A 20,519-nucleotide genomic window follows, 5' to 3' on the forward strand; every position below is an offset into this window, starting at 1 on the left:
CGCGGGGCCCCCGCGGCTTGTGGTCCGGCCCCCCGCGGCGGGGGGGGGGGGCCCCATCGCCGCCGGCGGGTTGCCCCGGGCGGGCCCCCCCCCCCCGGCCGGGGGGGCGCTCCCTGCCGGCAGCCGCTGCCGCTCGCAGCGGGTATGCGGTGCTTGCTGGTGCTACTTGGCCCGCCCGAAGTCCACGGCGCTGTAGGCCCGCAGCTTGCTGAGCCGGTGCTCGGACGCGATCGTCCGTACGGTCCCCGACTTCGACCGCATCACGATCGACTCGGTGGTGGCGGTCTCCGACCGGTACCGCACCCCCTGGAGCAGTTCCCCGTCCGTGATCCCGGTGGCGACGAAGAACACGTTCTCCCCGGACACCAGGTCGTCGGTGGTCAGCACCCGGTCCAGATCGTGCCCGGCGTCGATCGCCCGCTGCCGCTCCTCGTCGTCCTTGGGCCAGAGCTTGCCCTGGATGGTCCCGCCGAGGCACTTCACGGCACAGGCCGAGATGATCCCCTCCGGCGTACCGCCCACGCCGAGCAGCAGATCCACGCCGGTGCCCTCGCGCAGCGCGTAGATCGAACCGGCGACATCGCCGTCCGAGATCAGCTTGATCCGGGCGCCCGCGTCCCGGACCTCCTCGATCAGCTTCTGGTGGCGCGGCCGGTCGAGGATGACGACGGTCACGTCCTCCGGCTGGCGCCGCTTGGCCTTGGCGATCCGCTTGATGTTCACCGCCACCGGGGCGTCGATGTCCACGAACTCCGCGGCCTCGGGTCCGGTGACCAGTTTGTCCATGTAGAACACGGCCGACGGGTCGAACATCGACCCGCGCTCGGCGGCGGCCAGCACGGCGATCGCGTTCGGCATGCCCTTGGCCGTCAGCGTCGTACCGTCGATCGGGTCGACCGCGATGTCGCACTCGGGGCCCGTGCCGTCGCCGACCCGCTCCCCGTTGAAGAGCATCGGCGCCTCGTCCTTCTCGCCCTCGCCGATGACGACGACGCCGTTCATGGACACGGTGGACACCAGGGTGCGCATCGCCCGCACCGCGGCACCGTCGGCTCCGTTCTTGTCCCCGCGGCCGACCCAGCGGCCGGCCGCCATGGCGGCGGCCTCGGTGACCCGGACCAGTTCGAGGGCGAGGTTGCGGTCAGGGGCCTCGGAGGGGACATCGAGTTCGGACGGCATTTGATGCTCGGTCATCGGAACGCACCTTTCTGATACGACGACGGCCGGATGAGGGTTCGGCGTCGACTCTATCGTCAGGTCGACAGAATGAGCAGGGCCCCCCACGGATGAGCGGGGCGGGCACCTGCGACGATAGGCGCGTGGCAGGTACGAACGGCAGGCAGAAAACGGCCCGGGACATGATTCTCTCCCTGGGCCTGATCGTGCTGGCGGCATGGGTCATCTATCTCTTCATCCCGCACGACGACACGGAACCGGACGTCAAGCCGGTCGACTACCGGGTGGAGCTGCTGACGGCCCAGCGCGCGGCGTCGTACCCGGTGGCAGTGCCGGAGGGGCTCCCGGACACCTGGAAGCCGACCTCCGTCCGCTATCAGGGGCAGGACGGCGAGGCCTGGCACCTCGGCTTCCACGCGCCCGACGGTGAGTACGTGGCGATCGAGCAGTCCACCCAGACCCGCGCCAAATTCATCGACGACGCCAGCCAGGGCGGCAGCGAGACCGAGGTCACCCAGGACATCGACGGCCGCACCTGGACCCAGTACAGCGGCGGCCGGTACAGCGCGCTGGTCCTGGACGGGGCGGACGGCGCCACGACGATGGTCGTCGGCACGGGCTCCTTCGGCCAGCTGGCGACGATGGCGCAGTCACTGAAGCTGGACTGACCCTTCCGGACCGACCCGTCCCGGCTCCGGCTGACGGTCCCCGTCGGCCTCGGCGGCCGAGCGGACGACGAAGGCCCCCGGTGCCGTACCGGGGGCCTTCGTCCGCGTATGTGCGGTGTGTGCGGTATGCGCGACGGTCGGGTCAGACCGTCGTCACGACCTGCTCGTACGACAGACGCGGCAGGCGCGGGAACCAGGCGTCCGGGCCCGGGTTGCCGATGTTGACCACCATCAGCGGGGTGTGGTCGTCGTCCAGGAACTCCTTGCGCACGCCCTCGAAGTCGCAGCCGGTCATCGGGCCGGCGGCCAGGCCCGCGGCGCGCACGCCGATGATGAAGTACGCGGCCTGGAGGGAGGCGTTGAGCTCGGCCTGGCTCTCGCGCAGCCCGCGGTCGGCGAAGACGGTGTCCTTGGCCTGCGGGGCGTGCGGGAAGAGCTGCGGCATCTCCTGGTGGAACTCGTTGTCCGCGGAGAGGATCGCGACCAGCGGGGCGGTGGCGGTCTTGGGCTGGTTGCCCTTGGACATGTGCTGCACCAGGCGCTCACGGGCCTCGGCGGAGCGGACCAGGGTGATCCGCAGCGGGGACTGGTTCATGGAGGTCGGGCCGTACTTGACCAGGTCGTAGATCGCCTGCATCTGCTCTTCGGTGACGGGCTCGTCGGTGAAGGTGTTCGCGGTGCGGGCCTCGCGGAACAGCAGGTCCTGGGCGGTGGGGTCAAGAACGAGGGGCATGGGGGGTTCCTTGTGGCGCGGCGGGTCCGGTTCCGGGGGGAACAACCGGCTGACGGCGAAGACGTTACGCGGCAGAAGCTTCAAGGTTCAACCAAAGCGGGGGTGTCGTGATCCGGTTCACATAAACGGACCGCGGTCCGTCTATCTGTGTGGTCCGGGGCCCTGTGGCTGCTGTAGGCCCTGTAGCTCACTGTTGGTGACTTTTGGTCACTGTTGGTCACTGTTGGTCTTTGTAGGTCTGGTCCTTGTAGGTCCCTACTCCTCTGCTACCGCCTCGTCCTGCGCGAGGGCCGCGTCCAGCCGGGCGCGGGCGCCCTCCAGCCAGCGGCGGCACACCTTGGCCAGCTCCTCGCCGCGCTCCCAGAGGGCGAGGGACTCCTCCAGCGTCGTACCGCCCGCCTCCAGGCGCCGTACGACCTCGATCAGCTCGTCGCGCGCCTGCTCGTAGCCGAGCGCCTCATCCACCTTGCTGCTCATTCGCCCACCCTAGAGACATCGACGCCATCGACACGTACGGAGAATTCGCCCTCGGCCACGCGGGCCCGCAGCGGCTCGTCGGCCGTGACCTCCGCGGGGTCCCGTACGGCATGGCCGTCGCGCTGCTGGAGCACCGCGTAGCCGCGCTTCAGGGTGGCCGCCGGGGAGAGGGCCACCACGCGCGCGTGCGTGTGGGTCAGCTCCGAGTCGGCGCGGTCGAGGAGATGGCCGAGAGTACGGCGGCTGCGGGCGAGCAGGGCGTCCAACTGGTCCGCGCGGTCGTCGATCATCCGGTGCGGGTCCTGTATCGACGGACGGGCCAGCGCCTGCGCCAGCCCGCGCTCCTCGCGCTCGACGTACGCCTCCACGCAGCGCCGGGCGCGGGCGGCCAGCTGCCGTACCCGCTCCAGCTCCTCGCCGACGTCCGGGACGACCTTCTTGGCGGCGTCGGTGGGGGTCGAGGCGCGCAGATCCGCCACGTAGTCCAGGAGCGGGGTGTCGGGCTCGTGGCCGATCGCCGAGACGACGGGCGTACGGCAGGCGGCGACCGCGCGGACGAGCTGCTCGTCGGAGAACGGGAGCAGGTCCTCCACGCTGCCGCCGCCCCGGGCGACGACGATCACGTCCACGTCCGCGTGTTCGTCCAGCTCCTTCACGGCCTGGACGACCTGCGGCACGGCGTGCACGCCCTGCACCGGGACATTGCGCACCTCGAAGCGGACGGCGGGCCAGCGGTGGCGGGCGTTCTCCAGCACGTCGCGCTCCGCCGCGGAGGCACGGCCGCAGACGAGGCCGACGAGCTGGGGGAGGAAAGGGAGGGGTTTCTTCCGGTCGGGGGCGAAGAGGCCCTCGCCGGCGAGCTTCTTCTTCAGCTGCTCAAGGCGCGCGAGCAGCTCGCCGACGCCGACGGGGCGGATCTCGGTGGCCCGCAGGGACAGCTGGCCGCGCGGCGCGTACCACTCCGGCTTCGCCAGGACGACGACGCGGGCGCCCTCGCTCACCACGTCCGCGACCGCGTCGAACACCTGGCGGTAGCAGGTCACGCCGACCGAGATGTCGTACGACGGGTCGCGCAGCGTCAGGAACACGACGCCGGCGCCGGGGCGGCGGGACAGCTGGGTGATCTGCCCCTCGACCCATACCGCCCCGAGCCGGTCGATCCAGCTCCCGATGAGCCGCGAGACCTCGCCTACGGGGAGGGGGGTCTCGGCGGACGTGTTGACAGCCATGTGCGTGAGGGTAGTCGGCGGGACCGACAGTGCGGGTGCGCTGCGGGAGGGGACGGGGGGTGCTGTTCGGGTGCGGGTCGGTGGGGGCTGGTCGCGCAGTTCCCCGCGCCCCTTGGGGCGTTGCCGTGGGCCGGCGTCGAGGCGGGGCCGCCGCTCATCGTGAGTCGGCGCCCCGTTCATGCCGGGCCGAGCAAACTCGGCCCCCACCCACCCCTTCCTTTCACCTACGTACTGGCCTCCCCCGTACGCCCCCTCTGTGCCACCAGCACTGCCAACCCCACCGCCAGCCAGATCGCGCCCACTGCCTGGGCCGTGCCGCTCGCCTCCACGATCACCGCGATCGTGATCGCCGCGCCCAGCACCGGCATCAGGACGTGGCGCCACCAGCTCACCGGGCCACCCCGGCGCCGTACGGCGAACCAGGCCACCACGCTCGCGTGCAGCAGCGTGAAGGCGGTGAGCGCGCCGATGTCCACCACGGACACCAGATGGTCCATGCCGTCGCTCGCGCGTGCCGCCCACACCGCCGCGACCAGCGTGACGACGGCCGCGCAGAGCAGCGCCGGGCGCGGAACCCCGGAGTCCGTCTTGGACAGGGCCCGGGGCAGCCGGCGGTCCCGGCCCATCGCGAACAGCAGCCGCCCGGCCGCCGCCTGCCCGGCCAGCGCCGCGAACGCCGCGCCGATCGCCTTGCTGACGGCGACGAGATCGTGCAGCCAGGTACCGACCGACACGTCGACGGCGTCGTAGAAGGCGGACCCCTGTTTGCCCGGGTCGGCGGCCAGTTCGGCCGAGGTGGTCGGTTCCAGCAGGGCGACCAGGTAGGTCTGGACGATGAAGAGGAACCCGGCGAGCGCGAGGCAGAACAGCACCGCGCGGGCGACTTTCTGCGAGCCCCCGGTCACCTCCTCCGCGAACGAGGCGATGGCGTCGAAGCCCAGATAGGACAGCACCGCCACCGACACCGCGCCCAGCACCGCCGACAGTGCGAACGCCCCTTGCGAGCCGTCCCCGGACAGCGGCGACAGCCACCCCCGCTCGGCCCCGTCCCGCGCCAGCACCACGATCGCCGCCACCACGAACACCAGCAGGACGACGATCTCCATCACCAGCACCGCGAAACCCACCCGCGCGGCGGCCCGTACGCCCCACAGATTCAGCAGCGTCGTGATCACGACGGCGATCGCCGTCCAGATCCAGCGCGAGACCTCCGGGACGAGCGCCTCCATGGCGATCCCGGAGAAGAGATAGGCGACGGCCGGGATGAGGAGATAGTCCAGCATCGCCATCCACCCGGCGATGAAACCGACGTCCCTGCCGAGCGCCACGCGCGCGTAGGCGAACACCGAGCCCGCCAGCGGAACCACCCGCACCATCTGCGCGTAGCTGAACGCGGTGAACGCCATGGCGACCGTCGCGACGATGTACACCAGCGCGACCGCCCCGTGCGAGCGGGCGTCCAGGGTGCCGAAGATGCCGACGGGCGCCATGGGGGCGATGAACAGCAGGCCGTAGACGACCAGATCCCGGAAGCCGAGACTGCGCCGCAGCCGGTGCTGCTCGTCGGCCGGGGGAGCGGTGGTGCCGGTGTCGGACATCAGTTCCTCCGCGAGTCGGATCAACCGGGCGAAAAGCCGCGTCGCACGGCGTCCCGCCCGGCTCGGGGCAAGTCTCCCGGTGAACCGCCACGGACACGCTCCGGACCCGCCGAACGCCCCCGTACGATGGTTCGCATGACTGCTTCGACTGGCCGCCGTGTCCTGCTCGCCGCCCCCCGTGGCTACTGCGCGGGCGTGGACCGCGCGGTGATCGCCGTCGAGAAAGCCCTGGAGCAGTACGGGGCCCCGATCTATGTCCGGCACGAGATCGTCCACAACAAGTACGTCGTGCAGACCCTGGAACGGAAGGGCGCCGTCTTCGTCGAGCGGACGGAGGAGGTCCCCGAGGGGAACATCGTGATGTTCTCCGCGCACGGCGTGGCCCCCGTCGTGCACGACGAGGCCGCGCGCGGCCGGCTGGCCACCATCGACGCGACCTGCCCGCTGGTCACCAAGGTCCACAAGGAAGCCGTCCGCTTCGCCCAGGACGACTACGACATCCTGCTGATCGGCCACGAGGGCCACGAGGAGGTCATCGGCACCTCCGGCGAGGCCCCCGACCACATCCAGCTCGTGGACGGGCCCGAGGATGTCGCCAAGGTCGAGGTGCGGGACGAGTCGAAGGTCGTCTGGCTCTCCCAGACCACGCTCTCCGTGGACGAGACCATGGAGACCGTCGACGCCCTGAAGGAGAAGTTCCCGCAGCTCATCTCCCCGCCGAGCGACGACATCTGCTACGCCACGCAGAACCGCCAGCTGGCCGTGAAGCAGATGGGCGCCGAGGCCGACCTGGTCATCGTGGTCGGCTCCCGCAACTCCTCCAACTCCGTGCGGCTGGTCGAGGTCGCCAAGCTGGCCGGCGCCCGCGCCGCGTACCTCGTGGACTTCGCGAGCGAGATCGACGAGGCGTGGCTGGAGGGCGTGACCACGGTCGGCGTCACCTCGGGCGCGTCCGTGCCGGACGTGCTGGTCGAGGAGGTCCTGGAGTTCCTGTCCCAGCGCGGGTACGGGGATGTGGAGCTGGTCAAGGCCGCCGAGGAGTCGATCATCTTCTCGCTGCCGAAGGAACTGCGCCGGGACCTGCGCGAGGAGGCGGCGGCGCTGGTGGCGGAGCGGGGTGGGGCGGGGGCGGGGGAGTAGCCGGTGGTCGTGGGAGGGGAGCCGATGGTCGTAGGGGTGGGGTTGCCGGGGCCGCCGCCCGGATCATCCAGTGGACGATCTGCGTCATCTGAACCATCCAGATCGTCCGGACCATCCAGATCATCCGGATCATCCGGGAAGTGACTGTCAGTGGTCCGTCGTAACGTGGAGCCATGCAGATCTTCGGCGTGGACATCGGCGGATCCGGCATCAAGGGCGCCCCTGTGGATCTCGACAGGGGCGAGCTGACCGAGGAGCGCTTCAAGGTGCTCACCCCGCACCCGGCGACGCCCGACGGCGTGGCGGACGGGGTGCGGCAGGTCGTGGCGCACTTCGGCTGGACGGGCCCGGTCGGGCTGACCTTCCCGGGTGTGGTCACCGGCGGTCATACGGTCCGTACGGCGGCCAATGTGGACAAGAGCTGGATCGACACGGACGCGCGCGCGTTGTTCAGCGGGGTGCTCGACGGGCTGCCGGTGACGGTGGTCAATGACGCGGACGCGGCGGGCGTCGCCGAGATGGCCTTCGGCGCCGGGCGCGACCGGCAGGGCACGGTCATCCTGCTCACCTTCGGCACCGGCATCGGCAGTGCCGTCTTCGCCGACGGCGTTCTCGTGCCCAACACCGAGCTGGGCCATCTGGAGCTGCATGGCCATGACGCCGAGAAGCGCGCCTCCAGCAAGGCCAAGGAGGACCACGATCTGACGTGGGAGCACTGGGCGAGCCGGGTCCAGAAGTACCTCGCCCATGTGGAGATGCTGTTCTCGCCCGAGCTGTTCATCATCGGCGGCGGGGTGAGCCGTAAGTCCGACAAGTTCCTGCACCTCATCGAGGGCATCCAGGCGGAGATCGTGCCGGCCCAGTTGCAGAACAACGCGGGGATCGTGGGGGCGGCGATGCGGGCGGCGAAGGCGGAGTAGCCGGGGCCCAGCGGGTGCGTGACCGGCCCGGCTCTGTGGCTCGCTAACCCGTGGGCACGCGGCGCCGCTCGCCGCCCGCCCGCCGCCGCGCCATGAGCCGTACCTTGCGTACGGTCGCGATGGACCCGGCGATCAGGGTGCCGCCGTAGAGCCAGCCGGCCTCGGTGGCGAGGGCGGTGAACAGGCCCATCAGCCGGGGGAAGACACCGTCGCCCTCGGCGATGGGCAGCAGCCCGACGGCGAAGGCGATCGGCACGACGACGGGCGCGGTCACCAGATCGCCGGGCCGTACCCACAGCGCGGTCAGCGCGCACACGGGCAGGAACAGCACCCCGTACACCGTCACCGAGCTGTCGAACAGCAGGCCGATGAGGAAGGCGAGGGTGAGCATCACGGCCGTGCAGAACAGCCCGGCGCCGAGCCCGGTCAGACGGGGGTCGGGGAAGCGGCGCGCGGGCGTGGTGGCCGGTGGGGGAGCGGGACGGCGCAGGGCGGCCGGGCGGCGCTGCGGGGCACGGTCACGGGCGGGGCCGCTGCCTGCGGACCGGGCCCGGGGCGGCGCGGGGCGCGGGGGGCCGTCCGGACGGGCGGGGGAGTCCCGGCCCGCCTGGGGCGGCAGCGGCGGCACCCGGCGCGGCTCGGACCTGCCGGTTCGGCTCGGCCGGCCGGGCTGGGCGGACTGGCCGGTCCGGCCGGACTGAGGGGGGCGCGTCCTGTGTTGCTCCACCGGACCAACTCTGGTCGGTTTATGTGCCGAATAGGCCGACAGACACGCCGATGGGGCGAGCTTGGCCAAGCGTTCGAACGGGGCGTCGGGGGGTTGGGGGGCACCCCGTAGACTGGTGGATCGGCCAGCCGATGCCGGCCCCTTTCCTCTCCAGATCTTCTCCAAGCCCTCGAATCCCTTCTCCAGACCCTCAAGATCCTCGAAGACCTCCAGGCCCTCTCACTCTCACTTACGGGAAGACGCAACGTGTCGCTCACGATCGGAATCGTCGGTCTGCCGAATGTCGGCAAGTCGACCCTGTTCAACGCCCTGACCAAGAACGACGTGCTCGCGGCCAACTACCCGTTCGCCACGATCGAGCCGAACGTGGGCGTGGTAGGCGTCCCCGACCCCCGGCTCGCGAAGCTGGCGGAGATCTTCGGTTCCGCGCGGGTGCTGCCGGCGACGGTGGACTTCGTCGACATCGCGGGGATCGTGCGGGGCGCGTCGGAGGGCGAGGGCCTGGGCAACAAGTTCCTGGCGAACATCCGCGAGTCCGACGCGATCTGCCAGGTCATCCGCGCCTTCAAGGACGAGAACGTCGTCCATGTGGACGGCAAGGTCTCCCCGAAGGACGACATCGAGACCATCAACACCGAGCTGATCCTGGCCGACCTCCAGACCATCGAGAAGGTCCTTCCGCGCCTCCAGAAGGAGTCCCGGATCAAGAAGGACCTCGCGCCGAAGGTCAAGGCGGTCGAGGAGGCCCAGGGCATCCTGGAGCGGGGCGACACGCTCTTCGCGCACGGCATCGTGCAGGGCAGCGAGCGCGCCGAGCCGCTGCACGACCTGCACCTCCTGACGACGAAGCCCTTCCTCTACGTCTTCAATGTCGACGAGGACGAACTGGTCGACGAGGGCTTCAAGGACGCCCAGCGCGCGCTGGTCGCCCCCGCCGAGGCGATCTTCCTCAACGCCAAGCTGGAGGCGGACCTCGCGGAACTGGACGAGGCCGACGCCATGGAACTCCTGGAGTCCGTGGGCGCCGAGGAGCCCGGCCTCGCCACCCTCGCCCGCGTCGGCTTCACCACCCTCGGCCTCCAGACCTACCTCACCGCGGGCCCCAAGGAATCCCGAGCCTGGACCATCAAGAAGGGCGCCACGGCCCCCGAGGCCGCCGGAGTCATCCACACCGACTTCCAGAAGGGCTTCATCAAGGCGGAGGTCATCTCCTTCGCCGACCTGGTGGAGACGGGATCGGTGGCGGAGGCCCGGGCCAAGGGGAAGGCGCGGATGGAGGGGAAGGAGTATGTGATGCGGGATGGGGATGTGGTGGAGTTTCGGTTCAACATCTAATTTAATATTCAACTAAATTTCGTCCTGTATAGCCGCAGGTCAAGAGGGGTCCATCAACTCAAGACGGGCCCCTCTTGTGGGTCCATCGATGGCCGGACGGTGGCTTGGCGCTGGATGCTGTCCCGGAGGGTCGGATCGGACCACCTGTCGGCACCTGTGGTCACCCCCGGGATGCTGTCCCGTGCTGACATTGTGTTTTGCGCGGAAACGTCCCGAAGCGCGTCGAAGTGCCGAGGGTGGCGGATGTGGGAACTGACTGCCCCACTGCAAAACCTCTCGCCCTGGAGCCGACGGACGCAAGAGTCGTCAATAACCTGCAGGGCTAGCCGAGGGGCGTCCATTCTGGGTGCATGACTCAGCCCGATCACTCCTCTCCGCAGCGTGGCGCGCCGAGGATCACGGCGGTGACGCGACGCGTCATCTTTGACTACCTGCGCGGTGACGGGGGTCCCTGGTGGGGACAGCTCGAGGAGACGTGCTTCCTGGAGGGTCTCTACGACCTTGACGGGCTGCCGTCAACGGATCGCAGGTTCGCTACTGCACGAGCCGACATCATCCAGCACCGGATCACCAATCCAATGGACTGGCCCGACGACTGGATCTTCGAGGATCCGCGATTCCAACTCCTGGAAGGCCCGGACCAGATACTCCTCAACTTTCTGGCACGACTTGTGCATCCAGAAGTACAGTCCGACGTAGATCAGTCGACACAGCGTGTTGAGGACCTGAATCGGCTCCTGGGGCCGGACGGCTGGACCCTCCGTGTCTTCGAGTTCCTCTCGGGCCGGCCGATCTACACGCCGATCCCGACAGATGCCACCGGACCGCTGGTATCGCTGCCAGTCGAAGACGACGACGCTGGGAAGCTCGACCTCATCCTTGGGCAGACCTACAGCCTCCTTGACCGGGACGGTGAGGAAGAGGCGCGAGACCTGCTTCGTGCTGCCGTGCTCTCGCTGCGCCGTGACGGCGGCTTCTATCACCCCATGCCCGGTGACGGATGGACGACCAGCACTTATGAGGCAGTCCTAGCGGCGGATCGTGCGCTCTTGTCAGAGTTCACGAAACCAGTCATAGATGCGATCTGGGCTCGGCTCGAATCTCTCCTCACGTGGCTCCAGCGAGAGGATGTGCAGTCCCTCGTAGTCGAAGGCGAGGTTAGGGCGCTGCCGGCCATCCCGGCAGACTGGAGGAACGAGGCAGCCTAGCCTGTTGCGCGGGCCGGTAGAGGCTTTGGTATCAGCTTTCCGACCTCGGAGTTCGACGTCACACGGCAGGATCTTTCCGACCTTGAGGTCCGCGGTAACGGATACACCTACTTCTACGACACCCGCACCCGTCGCAGGATCACAGATTTCCTGCTTGATGACCGGCCGCTGGTAGCAACGCTGTGCCAAGTCACCCTCATCAATAGGGACGGCGTCCTCTCACCCAGGATCAAACTGTGGAAGAAGGACAAGAACAAGGCCGCGAGGACTGTGGTCATGGAAGCCATCCCTGGTACTGATTCCACTCAGGTCATCAAAGCGCTCGTCGATACCAACGATGTCCACGAGAACTTTTGGAAGGTCATCTGCTTCATCCAGAAATGCGTTGGGTTGAACAACATCCCTGGCGGTAGCCGACGGCTAATTGTCGGCGATGAGGCAGAGCTGGCTCAGCTGCTAGCCGACCAGGACCGCAGGACCCTGCTCGAAGCGCTCAGGAGCGCCGTCGGCGGCACGCTCACAGATGAGGACATTAGGTGGATCAGCAACCGAAAGTCACAACTACAGCGATTCGAAAAATTGTTGACCAATCCGGAGTTCTTTGAGCGAGAGCTTGGGCGGACGGCGGGGCCGGAGGCGGTCTGGCAGGGCTTCTTTGAAGAGAACCCGTGGATCTTTGGTTATGGCCTCAACCTCGTCGCATGTGAACCTCTCGACGATGGCAAGCTGGAGCGTATTACGACTGGTGCGAACATCTTCACAGGGGCTGGCAAGCGCAGTGACGCCGTCATGCGCTCCAAGGGCTTCATCAGCAGCCTGCTGCCTTGTGAGATCAAGACCCACTTGACCCCCTTGTTGGCCAACGCCCCGTATCGGCCCCCGGACGTCTATCAAGTCTCCAAGGACGTTGTCGGAGCAGTGGCGCAAGTCCAGAAGACTGCCTACAAGGCCCTGCGGCTGGTCACAGGCGAACTGCACAGGCTCTACCGAGACGATGGCGCACCGACGGACATCGAGATCTCCACCATCCGTCCCCGATAGGTGCTGGCGATCGGAAGCCTCAGCGAGTTCGCGGATCGCGGAGGGGCGAACGCAGAGAAGATCACTTCATTCGAGCAGTACAGACGATCTATCCAGGACGTCGAAGTGATCACCTTCGACGAGCTATACGAACGGGCGTGCTTCATCGTTAAGGACTACTGAAAGCGTGCCTGGGCGTGTTAGTTGAGATCAGCGACCCTGCTGGGCGGTTGCATCTTGGGTTGCGTGTGACTGGAAAAATGCCTGCGCGCGACGGACGAACTCAGATTCTCCGTGAGAGCGCAGCACTGCGCGAGCTCGCGGTGCGATCTGGTAACACCACTTAGGCGAGGTAGCGGGGCGATTTGGTTGGTCAGGATTCAGAACGACTAGTCCGGCTTCGACAAACTGAAGTAGAGTAAACCGCCGGATCGTTTCCCGGCTATTTGGTTTGTAGTCCTTGCCGTATACCTCGCGAACCCACTGCATGATCTCCACCATGCGCAAAATGGGCGCATCGGATTCCCGCCACTCGGCTTCCGGGTTAAGTTTCAAAAGGGCGAGTAGGACCAGGGCGGAGCGCTCATTGGAGCGTTCGGCATCGAACCCGAACAAGCTGAGGGCTTGGCGCGCCTCCTCGATGCGTCGAGTCTGTGTGCGATCACGCTTGGGAAAGATCGAGTTCCTAGCCGCATGGTCGGCGTGCTGGGTTGATGCTTGCCTGCCGATCAGGTTTGCGTGCCCGTCTCGGGCTGCCTGCTCTCTTCTGGCCTGCTGGAGGCGCTGGTCGGCCGCCGTTGCCAGCGCAGACTCTGCCTTCCGCCGAAGTTCCAGCCAGTGACCAGAGTCCCCACCCCATGCCCTTACCGTGAGCTCTAGGGAATCTCGGCCGGGCAGCTGCTTCCCAGCCAGCCACGCGTAGTAGGTAGTCCTGGTTACCCCTACCTGATCACAGGTGGCTCTTGCGCTGCCAGCGGGACCAGCGGCATCCCGGAGCTTGACGAGCTCCATGGCGAACGCATGAAGGGGGTCAATGGGGTTGAGTGGCTTCGGCCTTCTTCCCATGGTTCACCTCCGATAGTGCTAAATAGTCCTGAGTAGTTCGTAGGTAGTTGTGAATCATAGCTGCAGCCTATGCCTGGAGTGGATGCTCAAGCCGTTCAGCTTCACTCGCCCGTACAGCGGAGGTCCTAGGTGCATCTGTCGTTCAGCGTCAGGGTGTTGCTCGTCTTGGCGGCGGCACTCGCATCGATCAACGTGGGACTGCTCGCTGGCATCCTCGCCCGTGCTGAAGGGGCGCGCATGCCGAGCTGCATCGTGCGCGGAGGAGCCGCGTGTGGTGCCTCGCTTAGCCTGTTCGTCCTGCTTCTCGTTAGCTTGGGAGCTATGGGGTGACCAAGGTGTCGAAGGGCGTGTTCGTACGTCGACGTAGGAAACGGGGGATTCTCTTAGGGGTGCGCGGTGAGTTGGTCAGCAAGTTTCGTGCGGACAGGAGGAATCTTTGACGCGCCATGGCGGTGAACAACCCAGGCTGACAGGGCCTCGGGGAAATGTCGGTCTTCCAAAATGGACGCGAGTGGCGTTTCGGCCAGACCTTCTAGGGTACGGAGCACCTCTGGGAAGTCTGCCCGGTGAAGTCGCACGGCTGTGCGCGTGGCGGCCTCGACCTTCTCGAGCCGTACCTGGTCATGCCATCGGATGAGGCCGGAGATAAACATCTCGCAGGCATCCGCGCGGCCTTTCCGTAGGTCGTCGCGATTCAGCCCAAAGACCTCGATGCTGTGCCTACCCTTGGGCGTGCGGCATTTTAGCTCGCCCGTCCTCGGTAGTAGCTTCAGATGGTCCGCGGGGTCGTCCACGGTTGGGTCGATGAGCAAGCAATCGCCAGTTTCGGGATCGCAGGGAAAGAGGTGGCGTTTCTCGTTGCTGTTGCAGTGAGAACAGGCCAGCAGGTGATTATCCCAGCAAAAGGTGCGAAGCGGGCTACGAGTCTTCGGCTCGAAGTGGTCGATGTCGGTACCCCGATTGTCCAGGCAGTACATGCAACGAATGCGGCCGGGAGCCATCTGCTCGAGTAGCCCTTTGATCTGCCTTCGGGCAGCTCGCGCAACCTTCCACTGGTCATCTGCTGCCGTGCTTGTGGCTCCTGCGCCCTGGATCTTCTGTGTGCGAAAGTCGCAGAGCTTGGTCATCGCGTCAGTGGCAGGCAGGCGCTGGACGGAGATCACTCGTCACCTGCGAGGTGCGCCGCCATCTCATAGACCCGTGCGGTGCGGGAACTCGACAGCTTGGCCGCCAGGTCCTTGTACTCCGTGACTTCGTCGGCATTCGCTTCCTCGTCGAAGACCTTCTCTTCGAGATGGACGAGCCGCTTTCGCAGGTTGTCTGCGCGCTCGGAGTACGGGGTCTCTAGGCCAAAGAGCTCAGAGAGAACGGCATCTTCGCCGCTGCCGTACACGATCCGCTGATACAGGTCCGGTGCTACGACCTCAGGTGCTCGCTCTTCCTCAGGTCCCGGCAGCCGAATAAGTCCACCTGGATCAGCGGCCTGGCAGATGTAGGGGCTATGGCTGGTCACGATGAACTGGATCCTTGGAAAGTGACACTTCAGCCAGTCGCCAATCGCCCGTTGCCAGGTGACGTGCAGATGGGCGTCCACCTCGTCGATGATGACCACTCCTGGCATCCGCACGATTGGACGGCCGGTGTTGTTGGTCCCGGTGTCGAGGGTCCCGTAAGCGGTCTGGAGTTGTCGGACTATGTCGAGGACCAGGGCCACGACGGTTCGGAAACCGTCGCTCATCTCTCTTAGGGGATAGGCCCGGTCTGGGGCGTCGGCTGGCGCCACCCACAGTCCTTCGGACGAGACCCGCAGCGCCCGGAACTTGTTGGGCAGCAGGCCGTCGGAGAGCAGCTCTTTAACGGTATCCAAGAGCTGGGTGGCCTCCTTGCTGCCCTCCAGGCTCCGCAGCTGCAGCTCCTTGAGCCAGCTGACGCCCTCGGAGAGCGAGGCGTCCTCGTGGAAGAGCGAGGCCATCCGTCCCGCAGGTCCCGGCGAGAGCATGAGCCGTTGAGTCTCCCCACTGCCACCCATCAAGCGTCGGAAGGGGCCGTATGCGGCACAGAACCAGCCTTGCGGATTGTCAGACCATGGGCCGCGCTCGGCTGACGGAGACCCGTACTTGACGCCGTCGTATGGGGATAGTGAGGGCTGTACGGGGCCGCCGAAGGCGCTGTGCTGCAGGCCGTTGGCGTTCGGTAGTGTCCAATCCAGACCGAGTATCATGCGGCCGTCCGGTCCTCGGCCTCGGCCGGTGAGCTGGTCGACTGCGTAGTCAGGTGAGACAGCAGCCTGACACCAGGCGGCTGTCTCACCAGTAGTGATCCAACCGCCGAAATTCTGGCTGAGGGCACGAGCCACCCGCGGGCCAGCGAGCGCGAGGGCCAAGGCGCGCAGGAGCGTGGACTTTCCGGAGCCGTTGCGCCCCGCGATTACGGTCCAACTGCCGCCATCGCCGGGCTGGGGCAGGGCGAGTGCGTCAACAGCACGGGCTCCATGGAAGCCTCGGACATTGGAGAGGCCGAACTCTGTAACGTACACCCAACCCTCCTTGTCGATCGTGCGTTCCCCCAGCGGGGCGGCAGTGTCAGCCTCTCATGAGCTGCTGACACTGCTATATGCCTCAGCTCAGCCGCTTCGGACAACTCCCCGTCGAGACACTCTCAGCCCTCCCGCAGTGCGAGATTCAGACCTCGCTACCAGCGTTTGCACGCTGGTAGCGGCCGGATGTCAGGCCAGATCGTCCGCGATGACCTCAGTCTGCTTCAGGACGCGTTCGACCGCGTCCGGCTCCTCGTCCGGCGGATAGCCGAAGAAGTTGAGCAGCAGTTTGACCTTGGCGCGAATGCGATCCCGGGCTTGGCTTTTGACACGCCAGTCAATAGTGACGTCTCCCGCGACCTGCTCGTACAGCTTACGGGCGATCTTGGACAGGATGTCCTGTCCCATTTCCAGGGCCTTCGGGTTGGCAGCGATGGCGTCGTAGAAGGCCATCTCGTGTTCGGACAATCCGAGTTCGGCAGCAAGTGCGCGGGAAACGGATAGCTCCTGGGCCATCTCGACAAGGAGCCTTGCTGCCTCGGCAGAGCCGATGAGGCCGTTATGATAGCGGTTCATCACCGCCTTCATCGCTTCGGAGTACTCCTTCTGTCGCGTGAGGTTGCTCGGGTGCGCTTCCTGGATTTCGCGGGCGATTGCGTCCCGCAGGGCCTTGAGTGCCAGGTTCGGATGGCGGCTGTCCCTGAGCTGCTGCACGAAGCCCGCGTCGAGGTGAGAAAGATCGGGTTTGGTGAGGCCGGCGGCGTCGTAGATGTCCACGACGCCGTCCGCGGCCACCATCTCAGCGTTGAGCTGCTCGATCATGCGGCGGACATCCGCTTCTGTGGCCAGGCCGAGCTGCTGCCGATGTTCCGCGGCCAGCTTCTGGTAGGTCGTACGTAGGGTCGCGAAGAAGTGGATGTCGGGCAGCAGGTCTTGCACGTCGGGGTGGGTGGGGCAGAGAGAGAACGCCTGGGAGAGCAGGCGGCCGAAGTGCAGGAAGCGCTGTGCCCGGGTGGGCTCGCCTGGCGGCAGGGCCGGCTCGGCGGTTTCCAGGAGGTCCAGGGCCTCACGGAGCGCCTCGCGGTGTCCGACATCCCGCAGAGCCGTGCGCCAGGGGCAGTCCCGCAGTACAGCATCGACCTTGCTGTGCATGCCGCGTACAGACTTGACCGCCTCGGTGATGTGCGCGCCGATGGTCTCTTGCTCCTGGTCAGCCTCCGAGTACGTGGCCAGCGCGTATTTGAGTTCTCTGGCTACGCCTAGGAAGTCCACCACTAGGCCGGAGGGCTTCTCGTCCCAGGTGCGGTTGACGCGCGCGATGGCCTGCATGAGGGCGGCGCCGCGCATGCGGCGATCCAGGTACATGGTGTGCAGGGGAGGGGCGTCGAAGCCTGTCAGCCACAAGGACTGAACGATGATCAACTCAAGTTCGTCTTCAGGTTTGCCGACACGGTCTTGGATCTTCTTGAGCTGAGTCGGGGTGCGCACGTAGTCCGCGATGTCGGGTGTGTCCCTGCCGGGATTGCCGGTGAAGACCACCCGAATCTTCCCGGAGTCGTCCGGGTAGAACTCGGTCTCAGGGTCGGGAGTACCGGTCCACTCCCCGCGGCGTTCTGCCAGAGCTCGGAAGAGGCGGGCGGCGCTACGGCGTGAGGAACAGACGATCATGGCCTTGCCGGGACTGCCCGTAAGTTTGATCATCTCCTGGCGGCGGATGTCCCAGTGGGAGAGGATCGTGTCGGCGATGGAGCCAATACGTTCGGGGGCACCAATTAGGTCCTCGAAGCGGGCAAAGATATTGCGTGCCCGGGCTTGCTCTTCCGCAGTGAGCCCTTCGACGAGCCCTTCGGCCTTGGCGTTGAGCTCGTCCAGGTCTATCCCTGCGGGGAGATTGACCTTGTGCAGGATCGGCTCATAGAAGACGGGCACGGTCGCCCCGTCGTCGACGGCCTGTGTGAGGTCGTACGTGTGGATAGTTGGCCCGAAGACCTGGTGAGTGGAACCAGTCCGGTTGTCGATGGGGGTGCCGGTGAAGGCGATGAAGGTGGCGTTCGGTAGGGCGTCGCGGAGGTTTCGGGCGAAGCCATCCTCCAGGTCATAGTGGCTACGGTGGGCCTCGTCGACCACAACGATCACGTCACGTCGGTCTGTGATGACGGCATGCCGGGCGCCGGCCTTCCGTTCCTCCTCGCTCACCCGGAACTTTTGAAGCGTGGAGAAGACGATGCCCCCGCTGTCTGCTCGGCGGGTGAGTAGCTCGCGCAACTGGCTGGCCTTGGTTGCCTTCTTCGGGCTACCGCTGACCATTTCTAGGCTCTTGCTCTGCGCGAAGGTGTCGAAGAGCTGGGAGTCCAGGTCGATGCGATCTGTGAGCAGCAGAACCGTGGGGTTCGGGACCTCTGGGATGGTGGCAGCGAGTCCTGTGTAGAAGAGCATCTCCTCGCTCTTGCCCGCGCCCTGGGTGTGCCAGATGACGCCGGCTCGACCGTCAGTGGCGACGGCTGAGGCAGTGGCGGTGATCGCCTGTCTCACCGCAACATACTGGTGGGCCTTGGCAAGTTTTACGGTGTCGACCTCGCCGCCCATCCCCTCGGCGGAGAACGAGAGGAAGTTCGCGATCAGGTCGAGGAAGCGATCGGGCTCGAGGGCGCCGTGGACCATACGGTCGAGCGCCAGGTCGTCGTTCCGCTCGTGCTTGCGGAGGAGAGTACCGTCCGCCTCCGCGTGCCAGGGGGCCATGTGCTGCCAGGGGGTATGCGGCGTGCCAAGGCGGGCGGTTATCCCGTCGCTCGCGAGCGAGAGGAGCAGCGTACGAAAGACGCGGTCGAGTTTTAGCTCGCGGCGGTAGTTCTGGATCTGGTCGTATGCGGAACGGGAATCGTCCGTGCCGCCCGCTCGCTTCAACTCGATGATCGCGAGCGCGATTCCATTGACGTACAGGACGATGTCGAATATGAAGACGCGTCCTCGGGCTCCCTTGACGCGGACCTGGTTCGCAGCGACGAGATCGTTGCCGTGAGGGTTGGTGAAATCGACAGGGCGGACAGTGACATGTCGTTCTTGCTGAGTGACGGGGTTGTTGTAGGACACCTTCACGCCGGCCTTCAGGCGCTGGTAGAAGCTCCAGCTCAGGCGCACCTCGTTTGCTGGGAAGGTGTCGAGCAGCCGCTCGATCGCGTCTTCTACCGCGGACGAGGGCAGCTCAGGGTGGCGTGATGTTATGGCCGCGCGCAGGCGGGGGTAGAGGATGAGGTCGTCCCACCCCTTCCGGTGTCCATCACGGGGGCGAAGATCCCTACCCCGGACGTGCTGCCAGCCGCGCTCGGCGAGCTGATTTAGTGCGTGGTGTTCCCACTCCTGCTCGGACATGGCACGGCCGGCGGCCGTGCCGATCTCCATACCTGCCTCCATTTCCACCGCGTCCATTCCCCCTTCGGTGGTCATGTGGCGTCCCCCGCGATGCGTTCAGCGTCTTTGACGCGGATCTTTCCGGTGACGAGCTGGGGTAGCAAGGTGTCGCGGAGGGAGGCAAGGGTGTCGTTCTCGCGGCGCGTGGCTTCAGACTGTTCCTGCATCGGGTCGCAAACCCTGCTGAACTCGGCGAGGTTAGCGGGCGTGGGAACGGTAATCCGGAGTGAGCGAATATCGCGAAGGCTCAGGTAGTCGGCCATATCTGTCTGGCCCTTGAGTCCGCCTGCTTGACTCCAGAATTCCTTTCCCTGGAACCAATGGAGCAGGTAATGAGGGGAAACTGGGCTGTTGTCTGCAAGGCGGAAGTAGCAAACCTGTGGACTGTAGACGAACTGTGGTTGGTCAGATTCGATAATCGCTACGCGGCCGACGGTTCCCTTCGTGGTCAGGACGACATCGCCTCGCTGGGATACCTTTGGCCCCATGGCGGCCCTATACGAGTTGCTGACGAAATGCGTGAATTTGGGTGCGATAGCCCCATGTCCGATATCGGCTACCCGAAGGATCGGGAGTCCTGGCTTTCCGTGTTCGGACTGCTTGGTGCGGTACCCGTCTCCGAGAGTTATGAATTCACGCTTCACCAGTTCGATCAGCGTGTGGGGTGGGGTGTCAATATTGGCGCGGTTGATGATGCGCTCATGCCAGGCTGAACAGAATTTGTTGAGCGTTTCGAGCCGACGCTCATTAGCCGCAATCTTATCATCGAGGGCGCCGAGGACTTCGGCGATGGCTTTTTGTTCTTCCAGGGGAGGGACTACCACAGTCATCCTTCGGAGGTGGCTTGGTCCGAAATGGCGAATTACACTTCCGGACCCCTCCGCTTCGATCTGAGCCTTGAAGGATGGTGAGGTGAGAGCGTGAGCGATGAAAGCTGGCAGGATCGCGGATCCGCGTGGGCGGAACCGAATGATTCCTGTATAGGGAATTGCGTCGACCCCGTCGGATGTCACTGTTGCAGTCTCGCCAAGGGAGGCGGATGTACTAAGCAGCACATCGCCTTCCATCAGGCGAAAGTGCGCCCACCTCGTGGAGACCATATCGGGATCCAGGTAATTGCATCCCGTGAGGAGATGGGTCTGCCTCTTGAGGCCTGCTACCCGAACCAGTGGCACGCCAGATTCCCGGAAGTCTTTGGCCATGATTCCAGGCCCTTCCTGGAAATCGAGGACTTCAGTTAGTGGGACGTTGTCCCAGCCATTTCGCGAGCTCGTCACCT

At 66.1% G+C, this 20,519-nt stretch carries 17 protein-coding genes and 1 pseudogene; 6 read left to right on the plus strand and 12 right to left on the minus strand.

What is annotated here, in order from left to right:
• Positions 1-162 precede the first annotated feature (162 nt).
• Complete coding sequence (gene glpX, locus ACFXAZ_RS03550) at positions 163-1,194, minus strand: class II fructose-bisphosphatase (protein WP_384584453.1); 1,032 nt, start codon at positions 1,192-1,194, stop codon at positions 163-165.
• A 125-nt stretch (positions 1,195-1,319) separates the two neighbouring features.
• On the opposite strand from glpX, the gene ACFXAZ_RS03555 reads away from it, so the two are divergent.
• Positions 1,320-1,844, plus strand: coding sequence for a DUF4245 domain-containing protein (locus tag ACFXAZ_RS03555; RefSeq protein WP_384584456.1), 525 nt, complete (start codon positions 1,320-1,322; stop codon positions 1,842-1,844).
• Between the two features lie 142 nt (positions 1,845-1,986).
• Here the strand turns inward: ACFXAZ_RS03555 and ACFXAZ_RS03560 are convergent, their stop codons facing one another.
• From ACFXAZ_RS03560 to ACFXAZ_RS03575, 4 genes are all read right to left on the minus strand, one after another.
• On the minus strand, positions 1,987-2,577 hold the full coding sequence (locus ACFXAZ_RS03560; protein WP_384584459.1) for a malonic semialdehyde reductase: 591 nt from the start codon (positions 2,575-2,577) through the stop codon (positions 1,987-1,989).
• A 255-nt stretch (positions 2,578-2,832) separates the two neighbouring features.
• Complete coding sequence (locus tag ACFXAZ_RS03565; RefSeq protein WP_384584462.1) at positions 2,833-3,054, minus strand: exodeoxyribonuclease VII small subunit; 222 nt, start codon at positions 3,052-3,054, stop codon at positions 2,833-2,835.
• On the minus strand, positions 3,051-4,283 hold the full coding sequence (gene xseA / locus ACFXAZ_RS03570; protein ID WP_384584464.1) for an exodeoxyribonuclease VII large subunit: 1,233 nt from the start codon (positions 4,281-4,283) through the stop codon (positions 3,051-3,053). Before xseA ends, ACFXAZ_RS03565 begins: the two co-directional genes overlap by 4 nt.
• Positions 4,284-4,507: 224 nt before the next feature.
• Positions 4,508-5,881: an APC family permease gene (locus ACFXAZ_RS03575; RefSeq protein WP_384584467.1), complete on the minus strand. Its 1,374-nt coding sequence runs from the start codon at positions 5,879-5,881 to the stop codon at positions 4,508-4,510.
• 126 nt (positions 5,882-6,007) lie between these two features.
• Between ACFXAZ_RS03575 and ACFXAZ_RS03580 the strand changes: the two genes are divergently transcribed.
• Together ACFXAZ_RS03580 and ppgK are read left to right on the plus strand one after the other, a co-directional pair.
• The gene (locus ACFXAZ_RS03580; protein ID WP_384584470.1) at positions 6,008-7,021 is read left to right on the plus strand and encodes a 4-hydroxy-3-methylbut-2-enyl diphosphate reductase; all 1,014 of its coding nucleotides are present in this window, start codon (positions 6,008-6,010) and stop codon (positions 7,019-7,021) included.
• Between the two features lie 173 nt (positions 7,022-7,194).
• On the plus strand, positions 7,195-7,941 hold the full coding sequence (gene ppgK / locus ACFXAZ_RS03585; protein ID WP_384584473.1) for a polyphosphate--glucose phosphotransferase: 747 nt from the start codon (positions 7,195-7,197) through the stop codon (positions 7,939-7,941).
• 43 nt (positions 7,942-7,984) lie between these two features.
• Here the strand turns inward: ppgK and ACFXAZ_RS03590 are convergent, their stop codons facing one another.
• The gene (locus ACFXAZ_RS03590; protein ID WP_384584476.1) at positions 7,985-8,668 is read right to left on the minus strand and encodes a DUF6542 domain-containing protein; all 684 of its coding nucleotides are present in this window, start codon (positions 8,666-8,668) and stop codon (positions 7,985-7,987) included.
• 246 nt (positions 8,669-8,914) lie between these two features.
• Here ACFXAZ_RS03590 and ychF point away from each other — a divergent pair, with 246 nt between their 5' ends.
• The 3 genes from ychF to ACFXAZ_RS03605 all read left to right on the plus strand — a co-directional run bounded on the left by ychF (position 8,915) and on the right by ACFXAZ_RS03605 (position 12,252).
• Complete coding sequence (gene ychF / locus ACFXAZ_RS03595) at positions 8,915-10,003, plus strand: redox-regulated ATPase YchF (protein ID WP_384584479.1); 1,089 nt, start codon at positions 8,915-8,917, stop codon at positions 10,001-10,003.
• 350 nt (positions 10,004-10,353) lie between these two features.
• Positions 10,354-11,211, plus strand: a complete 858-nt coding sequence (locus ACFXAZ_RS03600; RefSeq protein ID WP_384584482.1) for a hypothetical protein — start codon at positions 10,354-10,356, stop codon at positions 11,209-11,211.
• 276 nt (positions 11,212-11,487) lie between these two features.
• Complete coding sequence (locus ACFXAZ_RS03605; protein ID WP_384584485.1) at positions 11,488-12,252, plus strand: Shedu anti-phage system protein SduA domain-containing protein; 765 nt, start codon at positions 11,488-11,490, stop codon at positions 12,250-12,252.
• Between the two features lie 189 nt (positions 12,253-12,441).
• On the opposite strand, the gene ACFXAZ_RS03610 is transcribed toward ACFXAZ_RS03605, so the two are convergent.
• The 6 genes and pseudogenes from ACFXAZ_RS03610 to ACFXAZ_RS03635 all read right to left on the minus strand — a co-directional run bounded on the left by ACFXAZ_RS03610 (position 12,442) and on the right by ACFXAZ_RS03635 (position 20,517).
• Positions 12,442-13,242: a hypothetical protein gene (locus ACFXAZ_RS03610; protein ID WP_384584488.1), complete on the minus strand. Its 801-nt coding sequence runs from the start codon at positions 13,240-13,242 to the stop codon at positions 12,442-12,444.
• 437 nt (positions 13,243-13,679) lie between these two features.
• The gene (locus ACFXAZ_RS03615; RefSeq protein WP_384584490.1) at positions 13,680-14,459 is read right to left on the minus strand and encodes a hypothetical protein; all 780 of its coding nucleotides are present in this window, start codon (positions 14,457-14,459) and stop codon (positions 13,680-13,682) included.
• Positions 14,456-15,268 (minus strand): AAA family ATPase, encoded by an 813-nt coding sequence (locus tag ACFXAZ_RS03620; RefSeq protein WP_384584552.1) that lies wholly within the window; start codon positions 15,266-15,268, stop codon positions 14,456-14,458. The genes ACFXAZ_RS03615 and ACFXAZ_RS03620 overlap by 4 nt, the downstream gene beginning before the upstream one ends.
• Positions 15,269-15,667: 399 nt before the next feature.
• Positions 15,668-15,832: pseudogene (locus tag ACFXAZ_RS03625) on the minus strand (AAA family ATPase); the annotation flags it as partial.
• A gap of 189 nt (positions 15,833-16,021) precedes the next feature.
• The gene (locus tag ACFXAZ_RS03630; protein ID WP_384584493.1) at positions 16,022-19,276 is read right to left on the minus strand and encodes a type I restriction endonuclease subunit R; all 3,255 of its coding nucleotides are present in this window, start codon (positions 19,274-19,276) and stop codon (positions 16,022-16,024) included.
• Positions 19,273-20,517 (minus strand): restriction endonuclease subunit S, encoded by a 1,245-nt coding sequence (locus ACFXAZ_RS03635; RefSeq protein WP_384584496.1) that lies wholly within the window; start codon positions 20,515-20,517, stop codon positions 19,273-19,275. The genes ACFXAZ_RS03630 and ACFXAZ_RS03635 overlap by 4 nt, the downstream gene beginning before the upstream one ends.
• Between the last annotated feature and the right edge of the window lie 2 nt (positions 20,518-20,519).

Source organism: Streptomyces sp. NPDC059477 (genome assembly GCF_042749375.1).
Taxonomy (GTDB): Bacteria; Actinomycetota; Actinomycetes; order Streptomycetales; family Streptomycetaceae; genus Streptomyces.

Bases quoted from the DNA above. Each gene is read 5' to 3' on its own strand.
- glpX (WP_384584453.1), bottom strand. From the start codon at position 1,194: ATGACCGAGCATCAAATGCCGTCCGAACTCGATGTCCCCTCCGAGGCC.
- ACFXAZ_RS03560 (WP_384584459.1), bottom strand. From the start codon at position 2,577: ATGCCCCTCGTTCTTGACCCCACCGCCCAGGACCTGCTGTTCCGCGAG.
- ACFXAZ_RS03565 (WP_384584462.1), bottom strand. From the start codon at position 3,054: ATGAGCAGCAAGGTGGATGAGGCGCTCGGCTACGAGCAGGCGCGCGAC.
- xseA (WP_384584464.1), bottom strand. From the start codon at position 4,283: ATGGCTGTCAACACGTCCGCCGAGACCCCCCTCCCCGTAGGCGAGGTC.
- ACFXAZ_RS03575 (WP_384584467.1), bottom strand. From the start codon at position 5,881: ATGTCCGACACCGGCACCACCGCTCCCCCGGCCGACGAGCAGCACCGG.
- ACFXAZ_RS03580 (WP_384584470.1), top strand. From the start codon at position 6,008: ATGGTTCGCATGACTGCTTCGACTGGCCGCCGTGTCCTGCTCGCCGCC.
- ppgK (WP_384584473.1), top strand. From the start codon at position 7,195: ATGCAGATCTTCGGCGTGGACATCGGCGGATCCGGCATCAAGGGCGCC.
- ACFXAZ_RS03600 (WP_384584482.1), top strand. From the start codon at position 10,354: ATGACTCAGCCCGATCACTCCTCTCCGCAGCGTGGCGCGCCGAGGATC.
- ACFXAZ_RS03605 (WP_384584485.1), top strand. From the start codon at position 11,488: ATGGAAGCCATCCCTGGTACTGATTCCACTCAGGTCATCAAAGCGCTC.
- ACFXAZ_RS03610 (WP_384584488.1), bottom strand. From the start codon at position 13,242: ATGGAGCTCGTCAAGCTCCGGGATGCCGCTGGTCCCGCTGGCAGCGCA.
- ACFXAZ_RS03620 (WP_384584552.1), bottom strand. From the start codon at position 15,268: ATGGCCTCGCTCTTCCACGAGGACGCCTCGCTCTCCGAGGGCGTCAGC.
- ACFXAZ_RS03630 (WP_384584493.1), bottom strand. From the start codon at position 19,276: ATGACCACCGAAGGGGGAATGGACGCGGTGGAAATGGAGGCAGGTATG.